At 63.8% G+C, this 20,703-nt stretch carries 17 protein-coding genes; 12 read left to right on the top strand and 5 right to left on the bottom strand.

Annotation, left to right across the window (positions count from 1 at the left end; all coding sequences use genetic code 11):
- Positions 1–338 (bottom strand): aldehyde dehydrogenase family protein (locus ACOJCM_RS04025; protein ID WP_445210779.1); only part of this gene is annotated, 338 nt, incomplete at its 3' end.
- Positions 339–499: 161 nt separating this feature from the next.
- Positions 500–1,705 (bottom strand): ROK family protein, encoded by a 1,206-nt coding sequence (locus ACOJCM_RS04020; RefSeq protein ID WP_445210778.1) that lies wholly within the window; start codon positions 1,703–1,705, stop codon positions 500–502.
- Between the two features lie 281 nt (positions 1,706–1,986).
- On the opposite strand from ACOJCM_RS04020, the gene ACOJCM_RS04015 reads away from it, so the two are divergent.
- The 10 genes from ACOJCM_RS04015 to ACOJCM_RS03970 all read left to right on the top strand — a co-directional run bounded on the left by ACOJCM_RS04015 (position 1,987) and on the right by ACOJCM_RS03970 (position 13,025).
- The gene (locus tag ACOJCM_RS04015) at positions 1,987–2,757 is read left to right on the top strand and encodes an SDR family NAD(P)-dependent oxidoreductase (protein ID WP_445210777.1); all 771 of its coding nucleotides are present in this window, start codon (positions 1,987–1,989) and stop codon (positions 2,755–2,757) included.
- Entirely contained in the window at positions 2,757–4,286 is a 1,530-nt protein-coding gene (locus ACOJCM_RS04010; RefSeq protein ID WP_445210776.1) for a sugar ABC transporter ATP-binding protein, read from the top strand. Before ACOJCM_RS04015 ends, ACOJCM_RS04010 begins: the two co-directional genes overlap by 1 nt.
- A complete protein-coding gene (locus ACOJCM_RS04005; protein WP_445210775.1) occupies positions 4,267–5,280 on the top strand; it encodes an ABC transporter permease in 1,014 nt (337 codons plus the stop codon). Before ACOJCM_RS04010 ends, ACOJCM_RS04005 begins: the two co-directional genes overlap by 20 nt.
- Before the next feature lie 51 nt (positions 5,281–5,331).
- Positions 5,332–6,282, top strand: a complete 951-nt coding sequence (locus ACOJCM_RS04000; protein WP_445210774.1) for an ABC transporter substrate-binding protein — start codon at positions 5,332–5,334, stop codon at positions 6,280–6,282.
- A gap of 63 nt (positions 6,283–6,345) precedes the next feature.
- Positions 6,346–7,401: a sugar phosphate isomerase/epimerase family protein gene (locus ACOJCM_RS03995; RefSeq protein WP_445210773.1), complete on the top strand. Its 1,056-nt coding sequence runs from the start codon at positions 6,346–6,348 to the stop codon at positions 7,399–7,401.
- A 13-nt stretch (positions 7,402–7,414) separates the two neighbouring features.
- Positions 7,415–8,578, top strand: coding sequence for a Gfo/Idh/MocA family protein (locus tag ACOJCM_RS03990; RefSeq protein ID WP_445210772.1), 1,164 nt, complete (start codon positions 7,415–7,417; stop codon positions 8,576–8,578).
- 75 nt (positions 8,579–8,653) lie between these two features.
- On the top strand, positions 8,654–8,968 hold the full coding sequence (locus ACOJCM_RS03985; protein ID WP_445210771.1) for a hypothetical protein: 315 nt from the start codon (positions 8,654–8,656) through the stop codon (positions 8,966–8,968).
- A gap of 80 nt (positions 8,969–9,048) precedes the next feature.
- Positions 9,049–10,848 (top strand): IlvD/Edd family dehydratase, encoded by a 1,800-nt coding sequence (locus ACOJCM_RS03980; protein ID WP_445210770.1) that lies wholly within the window; start codon positions 9,049–9,051, stop codon positions 10,846–10,848.
- A gap of 37 nt (positions 10,849–10,885) precedes the next feature.
- The gene (locus tag ACOJCM_RS03975) at positions 10,886–11,782 is read left to right on the top strand and encodes an SMP-30/gluconolactonase/LRE family protein (RefSeq protein WP_445210769.1); all 897 of its coding nucleotides are present in this window, start codon (positions 10,886–10,888) and stop codon (positions 11,780–11,782) included.
- A 124-nt stretch (positions 11,783–11,906) separates the two neighbouring features.
- On the top strand, positions 11,907–13,025 hold the full coding sequence (locus ACOJCM_RS03970; RefSeq protein ID WP_445210768.1) for an alkene reductase: 1,119 nt from the start codon (positions 11,907–11,909) through the stop codon (positions 13,023–13,025).
- A 23-nt stretch (positions 13,026–13,048) separates the two neighbouring features.
- Here ACOJCM_RS03970 and argE read toward each other — a convergent pair whose 3' ends face one another.
- The gene (gene argE, locus ACOJCM_RS03965; RefSeq protein WP_445210767.1) at positions 13,049–14,200 is read right to left on the bottom strand and encodes an acetylornithine deacetylase; all 1,152 of its coding nucleotides are present in this window, start codon (positions 14,198–14,200) and stop codon (positions 13,049–13,051) included.
- Between the two features lie 232 nt (positions 14,201–14,432).
- Between argE and katG the strand changes: the two genes are divergently transcribed.
- Both katG and ACOJCM_RS03955 read left to right on the top strand, forming a co-directional pair.
- Complete coding sequence (gene katG, locus ACOJCM_RS03960) at positions 14,433–16,658, top strand: catalase/peroxidase HPI (protein WP_445210766.1); 2,226 nt, start codon at positions 14,433–14,435, stop codon at positions 16,656–16,658.
- A 132-nt stretch (positions 16,659–16,790) separates the two neighbouring features.
- The gene (locus tag ACOJCM_RS03955; protein WP_445210765.1) at positions 16,791–19,301 is read left to right on the top strand and encodes a bifunctional diguanylate cyclase/phosphodiesterase; all 2,511 of its coding nucleotides are present in this window, start codon (positions 16,791–16,793) and stop codon (positions 19,299–19,301) included.
- 25 nt (positions 19,302–19,326) lie between these two features.
- Here ACOJCM_RS03955 and ACOJCM_RS03950 read toward each other — a convergent pair whose 3' ends face one another.
- Both ACOJCM_RS03950 and ACOJCM_RS03945 read right to left on the bottom strand, forming a co-directional pair.
- A complete protein-coding gene (locus tag ACOJCM_RS03950; protein ID WP_445210764.1) occupies positions 19,327–20,205 on the bottom strand; it encodes an alpha/beta fold hydrolase in 879 nt (292 codons plus the stop codon).
- A gap of 118 nt (positions 20,206–20,323) precedes the next feature.
- Positions 20,324–20,692, bottom strand: a complete 369-nt coding sequence (locus ACOJCM_RS03945) for a YciI family protein (protein WP_445210763.1) — start codon at positions 20,690–20,692, stop codon at positions 20,324–20,326.
- Positions 20,693–20,703 lie beyond the last annotated feature (11 nt).

Here is a 20,703-nt window from a genome sequence, read left to right as displayed (position 1 = left end):
AACAGGCGCAGCTGGCCGCAGGTGCGGCCGCGCTCGCCCTCCAGGCGCGCCCGGGGCAGGCCGGTCTCGGCGATGGCACGCTCGATGAGTGCGTCGCCGATGGCTTCGATCTCGCCGGCGATGGTTTCGAGAAACGCGGCGCGCTGCTCGAGTGTCGTCTCGCGATAGGTGGCGAAAGCCGCCTCGGCCAGTTCACAGGCGCGCTCGACCTCGGCCGCGCTGCCGCCGGCATAGGTGGGCTCCAGGCGCTCGCCGGTGGCGGGATTGACGGCGTGGATGGGCTGGGAACTGCCGCTTGCGGCCTCGCGGCCGATCAGCATCTTGCCTTCCAGGGACATGATGGGCTCCTGCGGTTATTGTCGAAGAATGACTCGGGCCGACGGGCGCCCTTCCAAGACGCCCGACGATATCCTGCGTGAGCCTGCCACTAAGTTCAATCTCTTAACTTACTGCGGAATTTCGACTTTGGTCGGAATCGAGCCGGTGAGCAAAGAGCCGATCAGAGGAGATCGCCGGGACCATGGATGATGCTGGCCAGGACCTGGGCAGCGGCGCCGCGGGCGGCGATGAAGGTGGAATCCTGGATTACCCGCAGCGGAACCTGCTGGCTCGTGCCCAGTAGGCGATTCTGGTTGGCCTTGAAGTAGTCGAGAGCAGGATTCAGAAGCGGGGCGCCGAGCTGGGTCAGCGAGCCGCCGAGCACGATCTCGGAGGGATTATGGGTATGGTGAAGGTTGAGCAGCAGGATACCCAGCGCCTCGCCGGCCCGGCGCAGCGTGACCTGCACATCGGGTTCGTTCAGGCGGGGCAGCAGGGTCTCGATGAGGTCCTCCTCCTCGGCGATGCCCAGTGCGGCCCGGATCGACCAACCGCTGACCAGGGTCTCGGCGCAGCCGCGGTTGCCGCAGTGGCAGTAGAGCCCGCCGGGTTGCAGCACGGTGTGGCCTATCTCACCCGCCAGCCCCTGAATGCCGCGGGCGACGAGTGGCAGGTGGCTGCCTTCGACCATGCCGCTACCTATGCCGGTGCCGGCACTGACGTACACCAGCGATTGGGGAATGTTGCCGGTACGGAAGTAGAGTTCGCCGAAGGCGGCCGACTTGGCTTCGTTGTCCATCAGCCAGGTGCCTTCCAGGTGGGCCACCCGGGTGCGCAGCAGGTCGAGGAAGCGAATGTCGCGCCAGCCCAGGTTGGGCGCCAGGCGCAGCAGGGGCTTGTCGGGCGCAATGGGGCCGGGAAGGGCGACCCCCAGCCCCAGGCAGCGGCGATCCTCCTCCTGGTAGGTGCGCATCAGGCCCTGCAGGAGTTCGGCCAACAGCTCGGCGGTGACCTCGGGTGTTGTCGGCACGAGGTGTTCGTGGTGAGACTCGAGCACCTGTCCCGAGAGGGTGCAGGCAACCAGGCGCAATCCGTGTACCCCCACCTCGGCACCGAACAGCACGTGACGCTCGTTGTTGAGATGCAGGGCGCGGCCCGGGCGGCCGCCGCTGCTCTTCTGCAGTTCGCCCTCGCGCAGCCAGCCCTGCTGCAGCAGCGACTGAACGCCGGCGCCCACGGTGGCCTTGGTCAATTGGGCCTGGGTGGCGATGTCGGCACGGGTCAACCCCGGGGTGCGGCGTACCAGTTCGAGGATGGCGCTGCGATTGAGCCGCTTGAGAAAGTGGAGGTCGCCTGCCTTGTGCTGCTGCTGGTAACTGGATGACATAGTCGAACGAAGTCCTGCGATCCGCCCAAGGCGTAGCGGAGAAGCGAATGAAGCCGGATTGCGCCTTGGCATTCCCGATACCGGCGCCAGGTTGGTTTTAAGCCTAAATGAAATGCTTCTTATCGGCTACGCTGGGAGAGCAACCCTAAGTTTCTTGATTTCAAGAAATCTTGATGATTTCAATCGATAAAAAGTGTGGTTCTACTAACGTCTCATTGTCGATTTCCAAATCGCTGACCATTCTCAAGTTAGTAAATAGCTAAAACAAAGAGGGAGAGGGAATGAACAGCGATGCGGCGCGTTACCCCAGCCTCGACGAGCGGGTGGTCTTCATTACCGGTGGTGGCAGCGGCATCGGGGCCGCGCTGACCCGGGCTTTCCATCTGCAAGGGGCGCGAGTCGCCTTCGTCGATATCGATGATGCCGCCAGCCAGGCGCTCGTTGAGGCGCTGCAGGCAGAGACGGGGCGGGCGCCGCGTTATCGTCGCTGCGACATTCGCGATGTCGAGGCCCTGCAGGCAGCTATCGCCGAAGTGGGCCGGGAGCTAGGTCCCATCCATACACTGGTCAACAACGCCGCCAACGACGATCGTCATACCTGGCAGGAGGTCGACGTCGCTTACTGGGACGAGCGCATGTCGCTCAACCTGCGGCCGATGTTCTTCGCTGCACAGGCGGCGGCTCACCAGATGATCGAGGCCGGCGGCGGTTCGATCGTCAATTTCGGCTCGATCAGCGTGCAGATGGCCATCCCCGAACTGTCGACTTACGTCACGGCAAAGGCCGCTGTGCATGGACTGACCCGCAGCCTGGCACGCGACCTCGGGCGCTACAACATTCGTGTCAATACGCTGGTGCCCGGTTCGATCCTGACCGAGCGTCAGCTGCAGAAGTGGATAGGGCCGGAGGAGGAGGCGTCAATCCAGGCACATCAATGCCTGAAGCAGAGACTCGAGCCTGAACACGTGGCCCCCACTGTACTTTTTTTGGCCGCCGACGACAGTACCCAACTGACCGGTGCTTCCATACCTGTCGACGGAGGGTGGGGCTGATGAGCCAAGAACGCATGCCCGTGCTCGAGGCACGAGGCATCGATCGCTCCTTTGGCGGCAATCAGGTCCTGTTCGGTATCGACCTGAGGCTTTTCCCCGGTGAGGTACATGCCCTGCTGGGCGAGAACGGCGCCGGTAAATCCACCCTGGTGAAGATACTCGCTGGCTACCTGTCGCCCAGTGCGGGCGAGGTACGCGTCGACGGCAAGCGACAGCGCTTCAGCGGAAGCGGTGAGGCAGAAGCGAAGGGGATCGTGATGATCCACCAGGAGCTGGCGCTGGCCGAGCAGTTGAGCGCGGAAGAAAACATCTTTCTGGGGCGTGAGCTGCGCCGCGGCCCCTTCCTCGACCGCAAGGCCATGCGCGAGCGCTGCCGCGAGGCACTGGCCGAACTCGAGACTCGGGTCGACCCGCGCATCAGAGTCAAGGATCTCAGCACCTCCGATCAGCAGATGGTCGAGATCGCCAAGGCGATTACCCGCGACGTGCGGGTACTGATCATGGATGAGCCCACGGCGACTCTCACCGAGCATGAAGTCGAGGTGCTGTTTGCGCTGGTCGCGCGGCTGCGCCAGCGCGGCGTGGCGATTCTGTACATTTCCCACAAGCTGCGCGAGATCGAGCGGATCGCCGATCATGTCACGGTGCTGCGTGACGGTCGGCTGATCGACAGCGGGCCAATGGCCGGGCGCAGCAAGGAAGAGCTGGCGCGGCTGATGGTAGGGCGCGAGATCAAGGACATGTATCCAGAGCGCACAGCGCTGGCCAGCGATGCCCCGGTGGTATTGGAGGCGCGCGACATTGTGGTGCCCGGCGCTGTCCGGCACGCAAGCTTTACCCTGCGCCGTGGCGAGGTGCTGGGCTTCGGCGGGGTGGTCGGCGCCGGCCGCACGGCGCTTATCGAAGCGGTGCTGGGACTGCGTGCGCGCAGCGGCGGCGAGGTGTTGCGCAACGGTCATCCGGTGACACTGCGCCACCTGCGCGATGCGGTGCACCAGCGCATCGCCTATCTCACAGAAGACCGCAAGGGCAAGGGCCTGGTACTCAACATGGGGCTGCGCCCTAACTTCACTCTGCTCAATCTGCGCGCCTACTGTCGCCCGTTGATCGATCGGCGCTGCGAGCAGCAAGCCTTCCAGCAGGCCATCGAGCGTTTCGATATCCGCCTGAGGACCGAGGCGCTCACTGCTGCCGAACTTTCCGGCGGCAATCAGCAAAAACTGCTGTTGGCCAAGGTCATGTCCATCGACCCCGAGATCGTGATTATCAACGAGCCGACCCGCGGCATCGATGTAGGCACCAAGCACCAGATCTATCACTTCGTGCGCGAACTCACCGACGCTGGCTGCTCGGTCATCCTGATCTCCTCGGAGATGACCGAACTCATCGGCCTCTCTCATCGAGTGGCGGTGATGTGCGCTGGGGTGCTGACCGGGGTGCTCCAGGGCGATCAGATCAATGAACACGAAATCATGCAGTACGCATCCGGTATCAAGGGGGTAGGAGTCGATGAACAGCGTCGTGCCTGACAACAAGCCAGTCGCTCGGAGTCACGTCTCCGTCGACCTCAAGGCCTGGGGACCCTTCATCGCCTTGCTGGCCCTGGCGGTGCTGGGAGTGTTGATCAATCCCGCCTTTCTGGGGCTGGACAACCTCTCCAACATGCTCACCCGCAGCGCCTTTATCGGCATCATCGCCATCGGTGCCACCTTCGTGATCACCGCTGGCGGGCTCGACCTGTCGGTGGGCTCGATGGCGGCCTTCATTGCCGGGGTGATGATCATCCTCATGAACAGCCTGGTCGAGCAGTTCGGCCCAGGATTGACCACGATATTGCTGGGCATCGGCGCCTCGCTGCTACTGGGCCTGTGTGCCGGTTTCATCAACGGCATGGTGACCACCAAGGGCAAGATCGAGGCTTTTATCGTCACCCTCGGCACCATGGGCATCTATCGCTCGCTGGTGACCTACCTTGCCGACGGCGGGACCCTGTCGCTGGACTGGGGAGTGCGCGACGTCTACCGGCCGGTCTATTACGGCAGTCTGCTGGGCATCCCGATACCGGTATTGGTGTTCCTGCTGGTGGCGCTGGTGGGTTATATCCTGCTCAACCATACCCGCTTCGGCCGCTACTGCTTTGCCATCGGTTCCAACGAGAAGGTGGCCGAGTACAGCGCCATCCATGTCGATCGCATCAAGACCCTGACCTATATGCTGCAGGGCCTGTGCGTGGCGCTGGCCACCATCATCTACGTGCCGCGGCTGGGCTCGGCCTCGGGGGCTACCGGGGTATTGTGGGAGCTCGAGGCGATCGCCGCGGTGATTATCGGCGGTACCGTGCTCAAAGGCGGGCACGGCCGCATCTGGGGCACGGTAGTGGGGGCGATCATGCTGACCATGATCGGTAATATCCTCAATCTGACCGATGCCATCTCCAACTATCTCAACGGTACGGTGCAGGGAATCATCATCATCGTCGCGGTGTACCTGCAGCGCGCATCGTGGAGGAAGTCGGCGCCATGAGGCGCTCTGTAGCAGCACGATAACAAGCACAAATAGCTAAGGAGCATCAGCATGCCAACCAAGAGGACCCTAGCAGCCTTCGCTGCCGCTGCAGCGTTGGGGCTGCCCACTTTCGCCGCCGCTCAGGAGTACACGATCGGTGTTTCCATTCCTGCCGCCACCCATGGCTGGACCGGTGGGGTCAACTTCCATGCTCAGCAGGCCAAGGAGCGTCTCGAGTCATTGCACCCCGAAGTTTCCATTACCATCACCACTGCCAGCGACCCTGGCGCACAAGCCAACGACCTGGAAGATTTGGTTTCGCAGCGCAACATCGATGCGCTGGTGGTGCTGCCCTTCGAGTCGGGTCCGCTTACCGATCCGGTGCGCCGGGTCAAGGAGGCCGGGGTGTTCGTCACCGTGGTCGACCGCGGCCTCGAGCAAGAGGGAATCGAAGACCTCTATGTGGCCGGCAACAACCATGAATTGGGGCGCGTATCCGGGGAATACATTCGCGAACGGCTCGACGGGCAGGGCGACATCGTGGTGTTGCGCGGGATTCCCACGGTGATCGACGAGGAGCGTGTGCAGGGCTTCCAGGAGGCTATCGAAGGCTCCGACATCAACATCCTCGACATGCAGCACGCCAACTGGAACCGCGATGACGGCTTCGAGGTGATGCAGGACTTCCTGGCGCGCTTCGACAGCATCGATGCGGTGTGGGCACAGGATGACGATATCGCCCTCGGCGTGATCGAGGCGGTGCGCCAGGCCAACCGCGAGGATGAGCTGTTCATCGTCGGCGGGGCCGGGATGAAGGACATCATTGCACGGGTCATGGAGGGTGACGAGCTGATACCGGTGGACGTGCTCTATCCGCCGGCGATGATCGCCACCGCCATGGACCTCACGGTGCAGCACTTCGTCTCCAACGGCCCGGTGGTGGGTGAGTACATTCTCGGCTCGCCGCTGATCACCGAGGAGAACGCCGAGCAGTACTACTTCCCCGATTCACCGTTCTGATCGCTCCGGGCGGGCACTCTATGCCCGCTCGATCTTCTTCCGACAATCATCGGAGAGCCGCTTATGCAAACCATCAAAGGGCCGGCGATCTTCCTTGCCCAGTTCGCCGGTGACGACGCCCCCTTCAACAGCCTCGACAGTATCGCGGCCTGGGCAGCGAAACTGGGCTATGAAGGCGTGCAGATACCCAGCTGGGATGCACGCCTGATCGATCTGAAGCGTGCCGCCGAGAGCCAGACCTACTGCGACGAGATCAAGGGGTCGCTGGCAGAGCACGGCCTGGCACTGACCGAACTCTCCACTCACCTGCAGGGCCAACTGGTCGCCGTGCACCCGGCCTATGACGAGATGTTCGACGGCTTCGCGGCCCCCGAGGTGCGCGGCAATCCCAAGGCCCGCCAGGCGTGGGCGGTGGAGCAATTGATGCTGGCCGCCAAGGCGTCGCGGAACCTGGGCCTGACCGACCATGGCACTTTTTCCGGCGCCCTGGCCTGGCCCTATGTCTACCCGTGGCCACAGCGCCCCGCGGGGCTCATCTATAGCGCCTTCGATGAGCTGGCCAAGCGCTGGCGACCGATTCTTGACGCCTTCGACGAGGCCGGGGTCAACCTCTGCTATGAGATTCACCCCGGTGAAGACCTGCATGACGGCATTACCTTCGAGATGTTTCTCGAGCGGGTCGGGCATCACCCGCGCTGCCATATCCTCTACGACCCCAGCCACCTGATTCTGCAGCAACTCGACTATCTGGGCTTTCTGGATGTCTACCGCGACCACATCCAGATGTTTCACGTCAAGGACGCCGAGTTCAATCCCAGCCCCAAGCAGGGTGTCTACTCCGGCTATCAGTCATGGACCGAGCGGGCCGGGCGCTTCCGCTCGCTGGGCGACGGCCAGATCGACTTCAAATCTATGTTCTCGTGGATGGCGGCCAACGACTACCATGGCTGGGCGGTGCTGGAGTGGGAGTGTTGCCTCAAGCACCCGGAGGTCGGTGCCCGCGAAGGGGCGGCCTTCATTCGCGACCATATCATCCAGGTGACCGAGCGGGCCTTCGACGACTTCGCCGACGCAGGCGTCGACGAGGCGACCAACCGCCGCCTGCTGGGCCTCGACTGAAGGAAGACACGACATGAGCCAACGACAGGATACTTCCCGCCGGCTGCGTCTGGGCATGGTCGGTGGCGGCCAGGGCGCCTTCATCGGCGGCGTGCATCGCATCGCCGCCAGGCTCGACGATCATTACGAACTGGTGGCCGGCGCCTTTGCCTCCGACCCCGAACGCAGCCGCTCGGCCGCTGCGGAACTGCATGTGGCCGAGGAGCGCGCCTATCCCGACTACCGCGCCATGGCCGAGGCGGAAAGCCAATGCCAGGACGGCATCGACGTGGTCGCTATCGTTACACCCAACCATTTGCACTTCGATGTGGCGAAGACCTTCCTGGAAGCCGGCATCCATGTGATCTGCGACAAGCCGATGACCACCACCCTGGAGGATGCCCAGGCGCTGGCCGCCCTGGTCGAGCGCAGCGGCTTGTTCTTCGGGCTCACCCACAACTACTCCGGCTACCCGTTGGTGCGACAGGCTCGCGACATGGTCGCCGCCGGCGAGCTGGGCGAGCTTCGGGTCGTGCAGGTCGAATATCCTCAGGACTGGCTGTCGACGCGCCTCGAGGAGAGTGGTGTCAAGCAGGCCGAGTGGCGCACCGACCCCAAGCGCAGCGGCCCGGCCGGTTGCCTGGGGGATATCGGTACACACGCCTATCACCTGGCGCGCTTCGTCAGCGGGCTAGAGCTCGAGTCGCTGGCGGCGGACCTGCACACCTTCGTCGAGGGCCGCGCCCTGGATGACAACGTGCATATGATGCTGCGCTTCAAGGGCGGGGCGCGGGGCATGCTGTGGTCGAGTCAGGTGGTGCCGGGTAACGAGAACGGCCTGAAACTGCGCGTCTACGGCAGCCGAGGCGGTCTTGAATGGCATCAGGAGACGCCCAACCGGCTGATCCACTCGCCGCTGGGCGAGCCGTCGCGGATCCTGACCCGTAATGGCGCGGCACTTGGCGAGGCGGCGCTTGCCGCATCGCGAATCCCACCGGGTCATCCCGAAGGGTATCTCGAAGCCTTCGCCCAGCTCTACGGCGATTTCGCCGAGCAGATCCGCGCCCGCAGGGCCGGTCGTGCGGCTGTTGCCTTGGCCATGAGTACGCCGGGAGTGGACGATGGTGTCGATGGTTTGCAGTTCATCACCCGAGCGCTGGAATCTTCGCAGTCGGGTGGTGCCTGGGTGACTTTCTGAAGGGCTGGCGATGAGCGAGTGGTTGAGCAGTGACGGACTCTACTTGACAGTCTTCCTGAGCTGGGCGGCTGCGTGATGCACTTCGATGCTCTGATGTCGCACGGCAGCGGGCACCGAGCACCGAGCACCGGTTGGCAGGGCGCGGCAAGCATTGCCTGGTCATCTCGCGGGCTGACCCTTAAGGTGGAGTGCAGCCCTCCCGGCGAGCGCTACCTGGTTTACTCGCCTGGCGAGGATGCGGATTTCTTCTGCTTCGAGCCGGTTTCCCACGATGTCAACGCCCATCACTTCGCCATTCCCCTGGCGCATGGCCTGGTCGAGCTGGCGCCGGGACAGGCGTTGACTCAGCAGTGGCGCTTCCACTGCCTCTTTGATAGTCAGGAGGCGTAACGGCGGTACGGGGGCCGAGACGGAACGGATGGCTGGCGCGGTTGAGGAACTACAAGCGAAATTTGACTCAGGGGAATACCATGACCGACCGCAAGATCACGCCCGACCAGCTGCGCTCGCGCTGGTGGTTTGACAACCCCGACCACCCGGGTACCACGGCGCTGTGCATCGAGCGCTACATGAACTACGGCATCACCCTGGAGGAGCTCGCCAGCGGCAAGCCGATCATCGGTATCTGCCAGTCGGGCTCCGACCTGACGCCGTGCAACCGCCACCACATCGAGCTGGTGAAGCGGGTCAAGGATGGCATCCGCGCCGCCGGCGGCGTGCCGTTCGAGTTTCCGTTGCATCCGATCCACGAGAATGCGCGGCGGCCCACCGCCGCGCTCGACCGCAACCTGGCCTACCTGGGCCTGGTCGAGGTGCTGCACGGCTATCCGCTCGACGGCGTTGTGCTCACCACCGGCTGCGACAAGACCACCCCGGCGAGCCTGATGGCGGCGGCCACGGTCAACATACCCGCCATCGTCCTTTCCGGCGGGCCGATGCTCAACGGCTGGCGCGGCGCCGACCGGGTCGGCTCCGGTACCATCATCTGGGAACTGCGCAAGCGCCTGGCGGCCGGTGACATCGATTACGCCGAGTTCCTCGCCCGGGCCACCGACTCGGCGCCCTCGGTGGGGCACTGCAATACCATGGGTACCGCCTCGACCATGAATTCCATGGCCGAGGCGTTGGGCATGAGCCTGCCCGGCTCGGCAATGATCCCCGCGCCCTACAAGGAGCGCTCGATGGTGGCCTACGACACCGGCACGCGCATCGTCGACATGGTGTGGGCCGACCTGCGCCCCAGCGACATCCTCACTCGCGAGGCGTTCGAGAATGCCATCGTGGTCTGCTCGGCGCTGGGCGGCTCCTCCAACGCGCCGATTCATATCAATGCCATCGCCCGCCATTCGGGGATCGAGCTGACCAACGACGACTGGCAGACGCATGGCCACGAGATACCGCTGCTGGCCAACGTGATGCCCGCCGGCGCCTATCTCTCCGAGGAGTTCCACCGCGCCGGCGGCGTGCCGGCAGTGGTTCATGAACTGCTTGGCGCCGGCAAGCTCCACGGCGAGGTGTTGACCGTCAATGGGAGAACGCTTGCCGACAACTGCAGCGGCTGCGAGACCCAGGACACCGAGGTGATCCGCCGCTACGACAATCCGCTGGTGGCAGAGGCCGGCTTCCTCAACCTCAAGGGCAACCTGTTCGACTCGGCGCTGATGAAGACCAGCGTGATCTCCGCCGACTTCCGTGCGCGCTTCCTCTCCAACCCCGACGACCCCAACGCCTTCGAGGGCAAGGTGGTGGTATTCGACGGCTCGGAGGACTACCACACGCGTATCGACGACCCAGCGCTCGGCATCGACGAGCACACCATCCTGGTGATGCGCGGGGCGGGTCCGGTGGGCCACCCCGGCGGCGCCGAGGTGGTCAACATGCAGCCGCCCGAAGCGCTGATCCGGCGCGGTATCGAATCGCTGCCGTGCCTGGGCGACGGGCGCCAGTCGGGTACCTCAGGCTCGCCGTCGATTCTCAATGCCGCACCGGAGGCGGCCATCGGGGGTGGCCTGGCGCTGCTCGAGGATGGCGACCGGCTGCGCGTCGACCTGGGCCGTGGCGAGGTGCGCCTGTTGATCGCGGATGCCGAATTGCAGGCGCGGCGCGAACGGCTGGAGGCGCAGGGGGGCTATCGCTATCCCGACCACCAGACGCCATGGCAGGAGATCCAGCGCAGCCTGGTCGAACAGCACGACCGGGGCATGGTACTGAAACCGGCGCCCAAGTACCGCGACGTGGCACGCCAGAGCCCACCGAGAGACAATCATTGAGGTTAAAGGAAAGTCATCGAGCGAACGGAGACGTGCGATGCAGGACGGTGTGATCGAAGTGGCGGTGGAACTCGACATGAGCCTGGGCGAGAGCCCGGTGTGGTCGGTGGAACGCCAGACCCTCTATTGGGCCGACATCAATAACGGCCATGTCTACGCCTGGCAGCCGCAGGAGGGCGGGGCGCCGACGCGTACCGAGCTGGGCGAGAAGGTGGGCTGCGTGGCGCTTGCTGAATCGGGTCTGGTGGCTGCGACTGCCTCGGGCATCCTGCGCCTGCCAGAAAACGGCGAGCCCGAACGGCTGGCCGAGAATCCAGAGTGGAATAAACAGCGCCAGGCGGGGCAGGGCAACCGCTTCAACGACGGTCGCTGCGACGCCGCCGGGCGCCTGTGGGCGGGCACCATCGCCAGCGACGAAGCAAGCCCCACGGCAGCGCTCTACTGCCTCGACAAAGGGGAACTGACGCAGCGCCTGCGGGGCATCGGCATTTCCAACGGCCTGGCCTTCAGCCCCGACCGGCGATGGCTCTACCACACCGACTCGCTGACGCGACGCATCCTGCGCTACCCCTTCGATGTCGACAGCGGCACGCTGGGGGAAGGGAATACCTGGGTCGACCTGGAGACGCTGGGACTGCCCGGCGTGCCCGACGGCGCGGCGGTGGACAGCGAGGGGTGCTACTGGAGTGCCCTCTACGACGGCGCCCGTGTCGTGCGCTTCTCGCCCGAGGGCGAGCTGGTGGCGGAGCACGAGGTGCCGTGCCCGCACCCCACCATGGTGGCCTTCGGCGGCCCCGACCTGCGCACGCTCTACATCACCACCGCCACCCAGCACCTGGACGCCGAGGGCAAGGCACGCTGGCCGCGGGCCGGCAGCCTGCTGCGGATGCGGACCGGCGTGACGGGACTTGCTGAGCCCGGCTTTGACGGTTAGTGAGTCCGGTAGAAGGAGACTCTCGGTTCGTTGAATTTTGTGTCGCGGGGTTGGAGTTGATCGTTAGCGTCCTCATAAAGATGGGGTGACAAGGTCATCCCATTCTTCGTCAGGAGCCGGCTTGATGTCGACAACCACGCTATTTACCCCGCTGAAACTGGGCGGCTTGAGCCTGCCCAACCGCGTTGTCATGGCGCCGTTGACCCGTTCACGGACGCCGGACAGTGTGCCCGGCAGGCTGCAGCAGGTCTATTACGGCCAACGAGCCGGTTCGGGGCTGATCATCAGCGAGGCCACCAATATCTCGCCCACTGCCCGCGGCTACGTTTACACGCCAGGCATCTGGACCGACGAACAGGAAGCCGGCTGGAAAGAGGTCGTCGAGGCTGTGCATGCAAAAGGCGGGCGCATGGCACTGCAGCTGTGGCATGTGGGGCGTGTTTCCCATGAGATGGTGCAGCCGGACGGCCAGCCACCCGTGGCGCCCAGTGCCATCAGGGGAGAAGGCGCCGAATGCTTCGTCGAGTTCGAGGACGGCAGTGCGGGTCCACACCCCACCAGCACGCCGCGGGCCCTGGAGACGCATGAAATACCTGGAATTGTCGAGGACTATCGGCAAGCTGCCATGCGTGCCAAGCGCGCCGGTTTCGACATGGTGGAAGTGCACGCTGCCAATGCCTATTTGCTCAACCAGTTCCTGGCTACCGGGACCAACCTGCGCACCGATCAGTACGGCGGTTCCCTCGAGAACCGTGCGCGTTTTCCGCTGGAGGTGATCGATGCCGTTGCCGAAGTGTTCGGTCCCGAACGAGTCGGCGTTCGCCTGACACCGTTCATCGAGCTGTTCGGTCTTACCGACGATGAGCCCGAGGAAATGGCCTACTACCTGGCCGAGCAGTTTTCCAAGCGTGGCTTGGCCTACATTCACCTCAACGAGCCCAACTGGGCCGGCGGGGAGATCACTTTCCCCGAGGGCTTCCGGCAGGGAATGCGCCAACGCTTCCGCGGCGCCTTGATCTACTGCGGAAACTACGATGGCGAGCGTGCACGTAAACGCCTGGAAGAGGGGACGGCCGACGCCGTGGCCTTCGGCCGCCCGTTCATTGCCAATCCCGACCTACCCGAGCGGCTGCGTGTCGGCGCCAAGCTCAATGAGCCCGATCCGAGCACCTTCTACGGCGGTGCCAAGAAAGGCTATACCGACTACCCCTTCTTGAATAACGGCCATGATCGTCTGGGTTGATCGACTGCAACGGCGGCTTGCCGCTACTGGCCGAGCCGCCTTCCCAAGGCCTGCATGAAGCGAGTGCCGGCGGCGAGTTGCTCGATCTCGATGTACTCATCGGGCTGGTGGGCCTGGCGGATGCTGCCGGGACCGCAGATCACGGTGGGTAGACCCACTCGCTGGAACTGGCCGGCCTCGGTGGCGTAGGCCACCGCGCCGCTGGGCTGCTCACCGAGCAGCTCACGGCACAGGCCGAGCACCTCGGCGTTGTTGTCGTCGGCCAGCGCCGGCACCGTGACGTTGAGCGTCTCGGTAACGATGCTCGTCTCGGGGGCGCGACGCTGCATTTCGGTCTGGAGCTCTTCCGCGTAGGCATTGACGCGGCCGATCAGCTCCTCGAAGCGGTCGCTGGGCAGGTGACGGATCTCCCACTCGAAGGTGCACTCCCGCGCCATGATGTTGATCGCGGTGCCACCGGCGATCTTGCCCACGTGCAGGCTGGAGTGGGCGACGTTGAAGGCCTCGTCGACGCGCCCTTCGGCGCGCAGTTCGGCCATCACATCCTCGATTTTCGTCACCAGTCGTGCCGCGACGTGTATGGCCGAGACGCCCTGGTCGACCTGACTGGAATGGGAAGCGCGGCCGGTCACCGTCGTGCGCAGGTTGGTGGCGCCCTTGTGCGCCACCACTGGCTGCATCATCGTCGGCTCGCCGACGATCACCGCGGCGGGGCGCGGGTGGTCGGCCATCAGCCGCTCGATCATGCGCGGCGCACCGACGCAGCCGACTTCCTCGTCGTAGGAAAACGCCAGGTAGATGGGGGCGCTCAGATCGCGCTTCTTCCACTCGGGCAGCTCGGCCAGGGCGCAGGCAATGAAACCCTTCATATCGCAGGTCCCGCGGCCATAGAGCTTGCCGTCGCCCTTGTCGACCAGGGTGAACGGGTTGGTCGACCAGGGCTGGCCGTCGACCGGCACCACGTCGGTGTGCCCCGAGAGCACCACGCCGCCTACCACCTCCGGACCGATGCGTGCGAGCAGGTTGGCCTTGCTGCCGTCGTCGCTCTCCACCCGCCAGTGCTCCACCCCGTGCTCGTCGAGGTAGCTTTCGACGAAGGCGATCAGGTCGAGGTTGGAATCGCGCGAAACGGTGGCAAAGCCCACCAGGCGTTCGAGCATCTCGGCGGCGGTCATGGTGCACTCCTTTGAAGACGGCTTTCAGCCTAACACGACTGCGTTCGACAAGCGGCGCGGCGACGACTTGCACTGCTTCGTGAGCTGTTTTCAATGAAAATGAGGAATATCATTGATATTGACTATCGCCGCGGTGCGGAAAATCAAGTCTCTCTCTTTCGATTTCGCTGATATACCTATTGTCACGGTACAGCCACATTACACGACAACACGTCACCGAAGGGAGAGCGTCATGGATCAGAAAGTCGGCAGCAGCGCAGGCAAGTGCCCCGTCATGCACGGGTCTCGCACCAAGCATGGGGATAAGGGCAACGCCACTCACGACTGGTGGCCAAATCAGCTTAACCTGAACATCCTCCACCAGCATGCGCCAAGGTCCAATCCCCTGGGCCACGAGTTCAACTACGCCGAGGCCTTCAAGTCGCTCGACCTGGCGGCGGTAAAGAAGGACCTCGAGGCGCTGATGACCGACTCCCAGGCGTGGTGGCCGGCCGATTATGGCCACTATGGGCCGCTGTTCATCCGCATGGCCTGGCACAGCGCCGGCAGCTACCGAGTGGGGGATGGCCGCGGGGGTGCGGGTACCGGTACCCAGCGCTTCGCGCCGCTCAATAGCTGGCCGGACAACGGCAACCTGGACAAGGCGCGCCGCTTGCTGTGGCCGATCAAGCGCAAGTACGGCAACAAGCTCTCCTGGGCCGACCTCTACATCCTGACCGGCAACGTCGCGCTGGAATCCATGGGCTTCAAGACTTTCGGCTTCGCCGGCGGTCGCGAGGACGTCTACCAGCCGGAAGAGGATATCTACTGGGGCGCCGAGGACGAATGGCTGGCCACCAGCGACCATGCCAAGAGCCGCTACAGCGGCGAGCGCGACCTGGAGAACCCCCTGGCCGCCGTGCAGATGGGCCTCATCTACGTCAACCCGGAAGGCCCGGACGGCAACCCGGATCCGCTGGCGTCGGCCCGCGACATCCGCGAGACCTTCGCGCGCATGGCGATGAACGACTACGAGACAGTAGCCTTGACCGCGGGTGGTCACACCTTCGGCAAGACCCACGGGGCGGGCGATCCGGTCAATGTCGGCCCCGAACCTGAAGCCGCGCCGATGGAGGAGATGGGCTTCGGCTGGAAGAGTGATTACAAGAGCGGCAAGGGGCGCGACACAATCACCAGTGGCCTCGAGGGGGCCTGGACCCCGACGCCGACGAAGTGGGACATGAGCTACTTCGACGTGCTGTTCGGCTACGAGTGGGAGCTGACCACGAGCCCCGCTGGCGCCAAGCAGTGGGCGCCGAAGGGGCTTGCCGACAAGGACCATGCTCCGGATGCCGAAGATCCGGCCAAGCGCGTCGGCATCATGATGTCCACCGCTGACATGGCCATGCGCGAGGACCCGGAATACCGCCGAATTGCCGAGCACTTTCACAAGAATCCGGAGGAGTTCGCTGATGCCTTCGCTCGCGCCTGGTTCAAGCTGACCCATCGCGACATGGGGCCGAAGGCGCGCTACCTTGGCCCGGAAGTGCCGGACGAAGAGCTGATCTGGCAGGACCCGGTGCCGGCCGTGGACCATGAACTGGTCAATGCGCAGGACATCGCCGATCTCAAGGAGAAGATCCTGTCGTCAGGCCTGAGCGTCGCCGAGCTGGTCTATACCGCCTGGTCGTCCGCCGCCACCTTCCGCGGTTCCGACATGCGTGGCGGGGCTAATGGGGCGCGCATTCGCCTGGCGCCGCAGAAGGCCTGGGAAGTCAATCAGCCCGAGCAGCTGGCCAAGGTGCTGCAGACCCTCGAGAGCATCCAGGACGATTTCAACGCGCTCCAGTCCGGTGGCAAGCGAGTGTCGCTGGCCGACCTGATCGTGCTGGGCGGTGCCGCCGCGATCGAAAAGGCGGCCAGGGATGCCGGCCACGCGATCGAAGTACCGTTCGCGCCGGGCCGCACCGATGCCACTGAAGCGCAGACCGATGCCGACTCCTTCGAGTGGCTGCGCCCCGAGGCCGACGGCTTCCGCAACTACCGCCGCGCTCGCTTCACCGTCTCCGACGAGGAGATGCTGGTCGACAAGGCGCAGCTGCTGGGGCTCAGTGCGCCGGAGATGACCGTGCTGGTTGGTGGCCTGCGTGTGCTCGAGGCCAACTACGGCAACTCGCGGCACGGCGTATTCACAGACCGCCCCGGTACCCTGACCAACGACTTCTTCGTCAACCTGGTCGACATGGGCACCGTGTGGAAGCCGACGACGGTGGACGCCGACGTGTTCGAGGGCCGCGACCGCAAGAGCGGCGAGCTGAAGTGGACCGGCACCCGGGTCGACCTGGTGTTCGGCTCCAACTCGCAGCTGCGCGCCATCGCCGAGGTCTACGCCCAGGACGACGCCAGGGAAAAGTTCGCCAAGGACTTCGTCGCCGCCTGGAACAAGGTGATGAACGCCGACCGCTTCGACCTGGCGTGATCCTGACTGAAAACGAAATGACAGAGGCGCCCCGGCAACGGGGCGTTTTTTTGTCTGCTCGATAAACAGTTATTCCACGTGGATTCGCCGAGCCACACTCAAGAAGGTCGTCGTCAAGCCGAAGAAGGATTCATGAACCTACTGACCAGCCTTGTCCTCGATCCGCATACCCTGGGAGCCGTGCAGGGGGAGTATCACCTTCCTCTGGTACTGGTGTCCTGGGCGATTGCGCTGGCCGCTTCCTATGCCGGTCTGGATCTCATCAAACTGGTCAGCAAGGCCAGGCACGCGGGGCACCGCTGGCTCTGGCTGATTGCCGGCGCGGGGGTCATGGGGTTGGGCATCTGGAGCATGCACTTCACCGGGATGCATGCCTACAGGCTCGACTTTGTCGTTCACCATGATCCGGCCTTGACGTTGTTCTCCATCGTCCCGGCCGTGGCGGGAAGTCTGGCCGCCGTGGTGGTACTTGTACGTGAGGTGCCGAGCCACCGCGAGCTGTTGCTGGCCGGCATCACCCTGGGGTTGGGAATCGGCATGATGCACTACACCGGCATGGCCGCCATGCACATGCCGGCGTCGCTCTACCATGAGCTCAGGCTCTTTCTGCTGTCCCTGTTTGCAGCTGTGGGGCTCGGCATCTCCAGCGCCTATGCTTATCGCCTATGCCGCCAGGAGTGGGGTATGCGGCGCGCCAAGACCTGCGCCTTCATCAGTGCCTTGTTCGTCTCCCTGGCTATCTGCAGCATGCACTACCTGGCCATACGCGCTGCCTGGTTCGTTCCACACCGAGGTGCGATCTCGTCGATTCCTGCGGCGGAATCGCATTGGTTGATCTACCTCATTGGCGGCTGTGTGATGCTGGTCGCCTTGCTCACTGCGGTGGCGACACAGGCCCAGCGGCGACTGCACCTCAGCGAGCAGCACGAGCACATGACGCGACGACGTCTCCTCGAGGTACTGTCCGCGATTCATGACGGCGTCGCGCTACTGGACGATCAGGCACGCATTCGGCTGAGTAACGCCGCTCTCGAGAGAATGCTTGGCTGGGATATCGACCAGGCCAAGGGGCAGTTGGCCTGTAAGCTCGTCTTCGCCTCCAACGGCGAGTCATTCAAGCCAACCCTGCTCAGGGAGCTGTCGGCAAAAGGGGAGTGGAGCGGCATGATCGAAGCCCTGCACAGCAATGGAAGGTGCTTCCCGGCATGGCTCAGCGTCAGCCGAGTGAGCTATGCCGATTGCGATGAGCGAGATTATGTCGCGCTGCTCTCCGATCGCTCCGCCGACCATGAGGCTCAGCAGCGGATTCGCTACCTGGCCTACCACGATACCCTGACCGAGCTTCCCAACCGGCGCGCACTTCAGGAGCGCTTGAATCGATGCGAGAAGCACCAGGGCGGCGAGACGGCACTCTCGTTGCTGGTGCTGTTCGACGTCGATCGATTCAAGATACTCAACGACAGCCTGGGTCAGGATATCGGCGATGAGCTGCTGCGCCAGCTTGCGACACGCTTGCGACGCTGGGCGGCTGACGACATCTATGTAGCGCGCCTGGACGGCAACGAATTTGACCTGCTTGCACGGTTGAGTGCTGCTCAAGAGACGGCTGCCCAGGGTGAGGCTCGCGCGCTTACCGAGCGAGTGCTCGTGTCTCTCACTACGGAGTACCAACTGCATGGCCACACCTATCTGTGTCGTCTCAGCATTGGCATGCTGGTTTTCGACCCTGGCCATGGCATCAGGCCGGCTCATCTGTTCAAGCGTGCCGGCCTGGCTCTCGTGGAGGCCAAACGGCAGCGTGACGGGATTCCCCAGCTATTCCGTCCGGAACTGGAGCAGGAGCGGGAGGTGAGGCTGACTCTCGAGCGTGAGCTTCGACACGCCATCGACAAAGGTGAGCTGAGCCTGTACCTCCAGCCTCAGGTTGATGCACTCCAGCGCATCATTGGTGCTGAAGCGCTGGTGCGCTGGCAGCATCCGGTGCGCGGGTTCATTTCACCCAGTGAGTTCATCCCTCTGGCGGAAGAGAGCGGCCTGATCCTGCCGCTCGGATACTGGGTGCTACAGGAAGGGTGCCGCCTGCTCGGGGAGTGGCGACAGCGGCCTGACTGCTGCGATCTCAAGCTATCCCTCAATGTCAGCGTTCGTCAGTTTCAGCAGCCGGACTTCATCGACCAGGTGCTTTCTGCCATCTACCGCCATGACGTGGTACCGAGCCGCCTGACACTCGAGCTGACCGAATCCCTGCTGCTCAAGGACCCGGACGGCACCATCAAAAAGATGGGGCTGCTGCGTCGTATCGGTGTCAGTTTCGCTCTGGACGATTTCGGCACCGGCTACTCCTCGCTGGTCTACCTCAAGTCATTGCCGCTGGATTCGCTGAAGATCGATATTGCCTTCGTCCGCGGGCTGAGCCATGACACCCAGTCGACGCCCATCGCTGCCGCCATCGTGGCCCTGGGCCGAAGCCTCGAGCTTGCGGTCATTGCCGAAGGTGTCGAGACGGAGATGCAGCGTGACGTGCTTGCCAGCCTGGGATGCAACCTGTACCAGGGGTTCCTGTATGGTCGGCCGATACCCATTGAGGCGTTCCGACCAACCCTCGATTCCCAGAGGGAAGAAGCACCACCTATCGCTCGATAGCTCGCCTTGGATGGGTCCCCGGCTGTCATGGTGGCGTGCCGATCATCCGTTCCAACTCCCGGTTGAACTCCGCGGGCCGGGCCATGTGCAGGAAGTGGTCGGTGCCTTCCATGATCACGACGTCGAACCCTGGCTGCAGCTGCCGGTTGGCCTCGATGTCGGTCGGCCACAGATCGGCGTTGATCGCCATCACCGGTATTGTCAGCTCTTGGAAATGCTGCGCCGTTTCTCCATCGATGTGGCGTGCTCCCATGTCCTGGAATGCACTGAGGGCGACGTCCGGCACAGCGGCGGCCATGTCCCTTATGACCCAATCGCGTAGTGTGGCATCGGTCTCTTCGACGAACATCGTAGCCGTGAAATGGGGCGCGGCGCCGGAAAAGTTTTCCTGCATGGGTGCCAGCATCTGCTCGAGATCGGACTGGGTCATTTGCGGTGCGACATGGTGGAACGTATCGACGCCCACGATGCCGATAACGCGTTCCGGCATCAGGCGCGCCGCTTCCACGGCGACCGCCCCTCCCATGGAGTGCCCGATGAGGATGGCCTGTTCCACGTCCAGGTCCTCCAGCACCGCTTTGACGTCCTCGCCGAAGGCCGGCATGGTGAAGTGTTCTCGCTCCAGACCGGAATGCCCGTGGCCGGCGAGATCGATCGTTACCACTCGATGCTCCTGCGAGAAGTGCGGCACCTGTCCGCGCCAGTAGCGTCCGTCGCAGCTCCAGCCGTGGATGAACACGAGCGTGGGCTCGCCGCTGCCCTGCACCTCGTAGGCAATCGGAACACCGTCTGCCGACTCGGTCATGCGCGGCCAGTTGACTTCGGCTGCCAGCGCCTGGCCAGTCAGCGCCAACAGTAGTGCCAGACTCAGGTAACGTATGCCGTGCAACGCAAAGGTTTGCATAATGCCCCCTTCAAAGACTTCTTTAATCAAAGCCCTCTGACCGGCATGCTGGCTGAACGGTGAGAAGCGTGGAGCCGATGCCGATGGCCGTCGAGATAGGGGAAGGAGGGTAATCCGCTCAGTAGCGGCTTTGGGGTCTCAATTCCTCCTCGACGGGCCTCACCTCGATGGTGCCGAGTCGCGCTGACGGCCAGCCGGCAGCAATCTCCAGGGCTTCCTCTTCTGACGCGACCTCGATCAGGAAGAAGCCGCCTAGCTGCTCCTTGGTCTCGGCAAAGGGCCCATCGGTCATGGTGAGTTCGTCATCACGAATTCTCAGGGTGTGAGCCTTGGTGGCGCTCTGCAAGGCGTTGGTCAGGACCAGCTTCCCTCGTCTCTCTAGGTCGGCCACATAATCCAGGGTCTCCTGTAGTAGCTCATGCCACTGGGCTTCCGTCATTTCACGGAATATTCGCTCTTCCTCATAGGCGAGACAGAGGTACTTCATGGGAGACCCTC

This window comes from Billgrantia hypersalina (genome assembly GCF_052584175.1).
This window is presented reverse-complemented; position numbering and strand designations above follow the sequence as displayed.

Coding starts and splice junctions, on each gene's coding strand:
- ACOJCM_RS04020 (WP_445210778.1), bottom strand. CDS start 1,705: ATGTCATCCAGTTACCAGCAGCAGCACAAGGCAGGCGACCTCCACTTT.
- ACOJCM_RS04015 (WP_445210777.1), top strand. CDS start 1,987: ATGAACAGCGATGCGGCGCGTTACCCCAGCCTCGACGAGCGGGTGGTC.
- ACOJCM_RS04010 (WP_445210776.1), top strand. CDS start 2,757: ATGAGCCAAGAACGCATGCCCGTGCTCGAGGCACGAGGCATCGATCGC.
- ACOJCM_RS04005 (WP_445210775.1), top strand. CDS start 4,267: ATGAACAGCGTCGTGCCTGACAACAAGCCAGTCGCTCGGAGTCACGTC.
- ACOJCM_RS04000 (WP_445210774.1), top strand. CDS start 5,332: ATGCCAACCAAGAGGACCCTAGCAGCCTTCGCTGCCGCTGCAGCGTTG.
- ACOJCM_RS03995 (WP_445210773.1), top strand. CDS start 6,346: ATGCAAACCATCAAAGGGCCGGCGATCTTCCTTGCCCAGTTCGCCGGT.
- ACOJCM_RS03990 (WP_445210772.1), top strand. CDS start 7,415: ATGAGCCAACGACAGGATACTTCCCGCCGGCTGCGTCTGGGCATGGTC.
- ACOJCM_RS03985 (WP_445210771.1), top strand. CDS start 8,654: ATGCACTTCGATGCTCTGATGTCGCACGGCAGCGGGCACCGAGCACCG.
- ACOJCM_RS03980 (WP_445210770.1), top strand. CDS start 9,049: ATGACCGACCGCAAGATCACGCCCGACCAGCTGCGCTCGCGCTGGTGG.
- ACOJCM_RS03975 (WP_445210769.1), top strand. CDS start 10,886: ATGCAGGACGGTGTGATCGAAGTGGCGGTGGAACTCGACATGAGCCTG.
- ACOJCM_RS03970 (WP_445210768.1), top strand. CDS start 11,907: ATGTCGACAACCACGCTATTTACCCCGCTGAAACTGGGCGGCTTGAGC.
- argE (WP_445210767.1), bottom strand. CDS start 14,200: ATGACCGCCGCCGAGATGCTCGAACGCCTGGTGGGCTTTGCCACCGTT.
- katG (WP_445210766.1), top strand. CDS start 14,433: ATGGATCAGAAAGTCGGCAGCAGCGCAGGCAAGTGCCCCGTCATGCAC.
- ACOJCM_RS03955 (WP_445210765.1), top strand. CDS start 16,791: ATGAACCTACTGACCAGCCTTGTCCTCGATCCGCATACCCTGGGAGCC.
- ACOJCM_RS03950 (WP_445210764.1), bottom strand. CDS start 20,205: ATGCAAACCTTTGCGTTGCACGGCATACGTTACCTGAGTCTGGCACTA.
- ACOJCM_RS03945 (WP_445210763.1), bottom strand. CDS start 20,692: ATGAAGTACCTCTGTCTCGCCTATGAGGAAGAGCGAATATTCCGTGAA.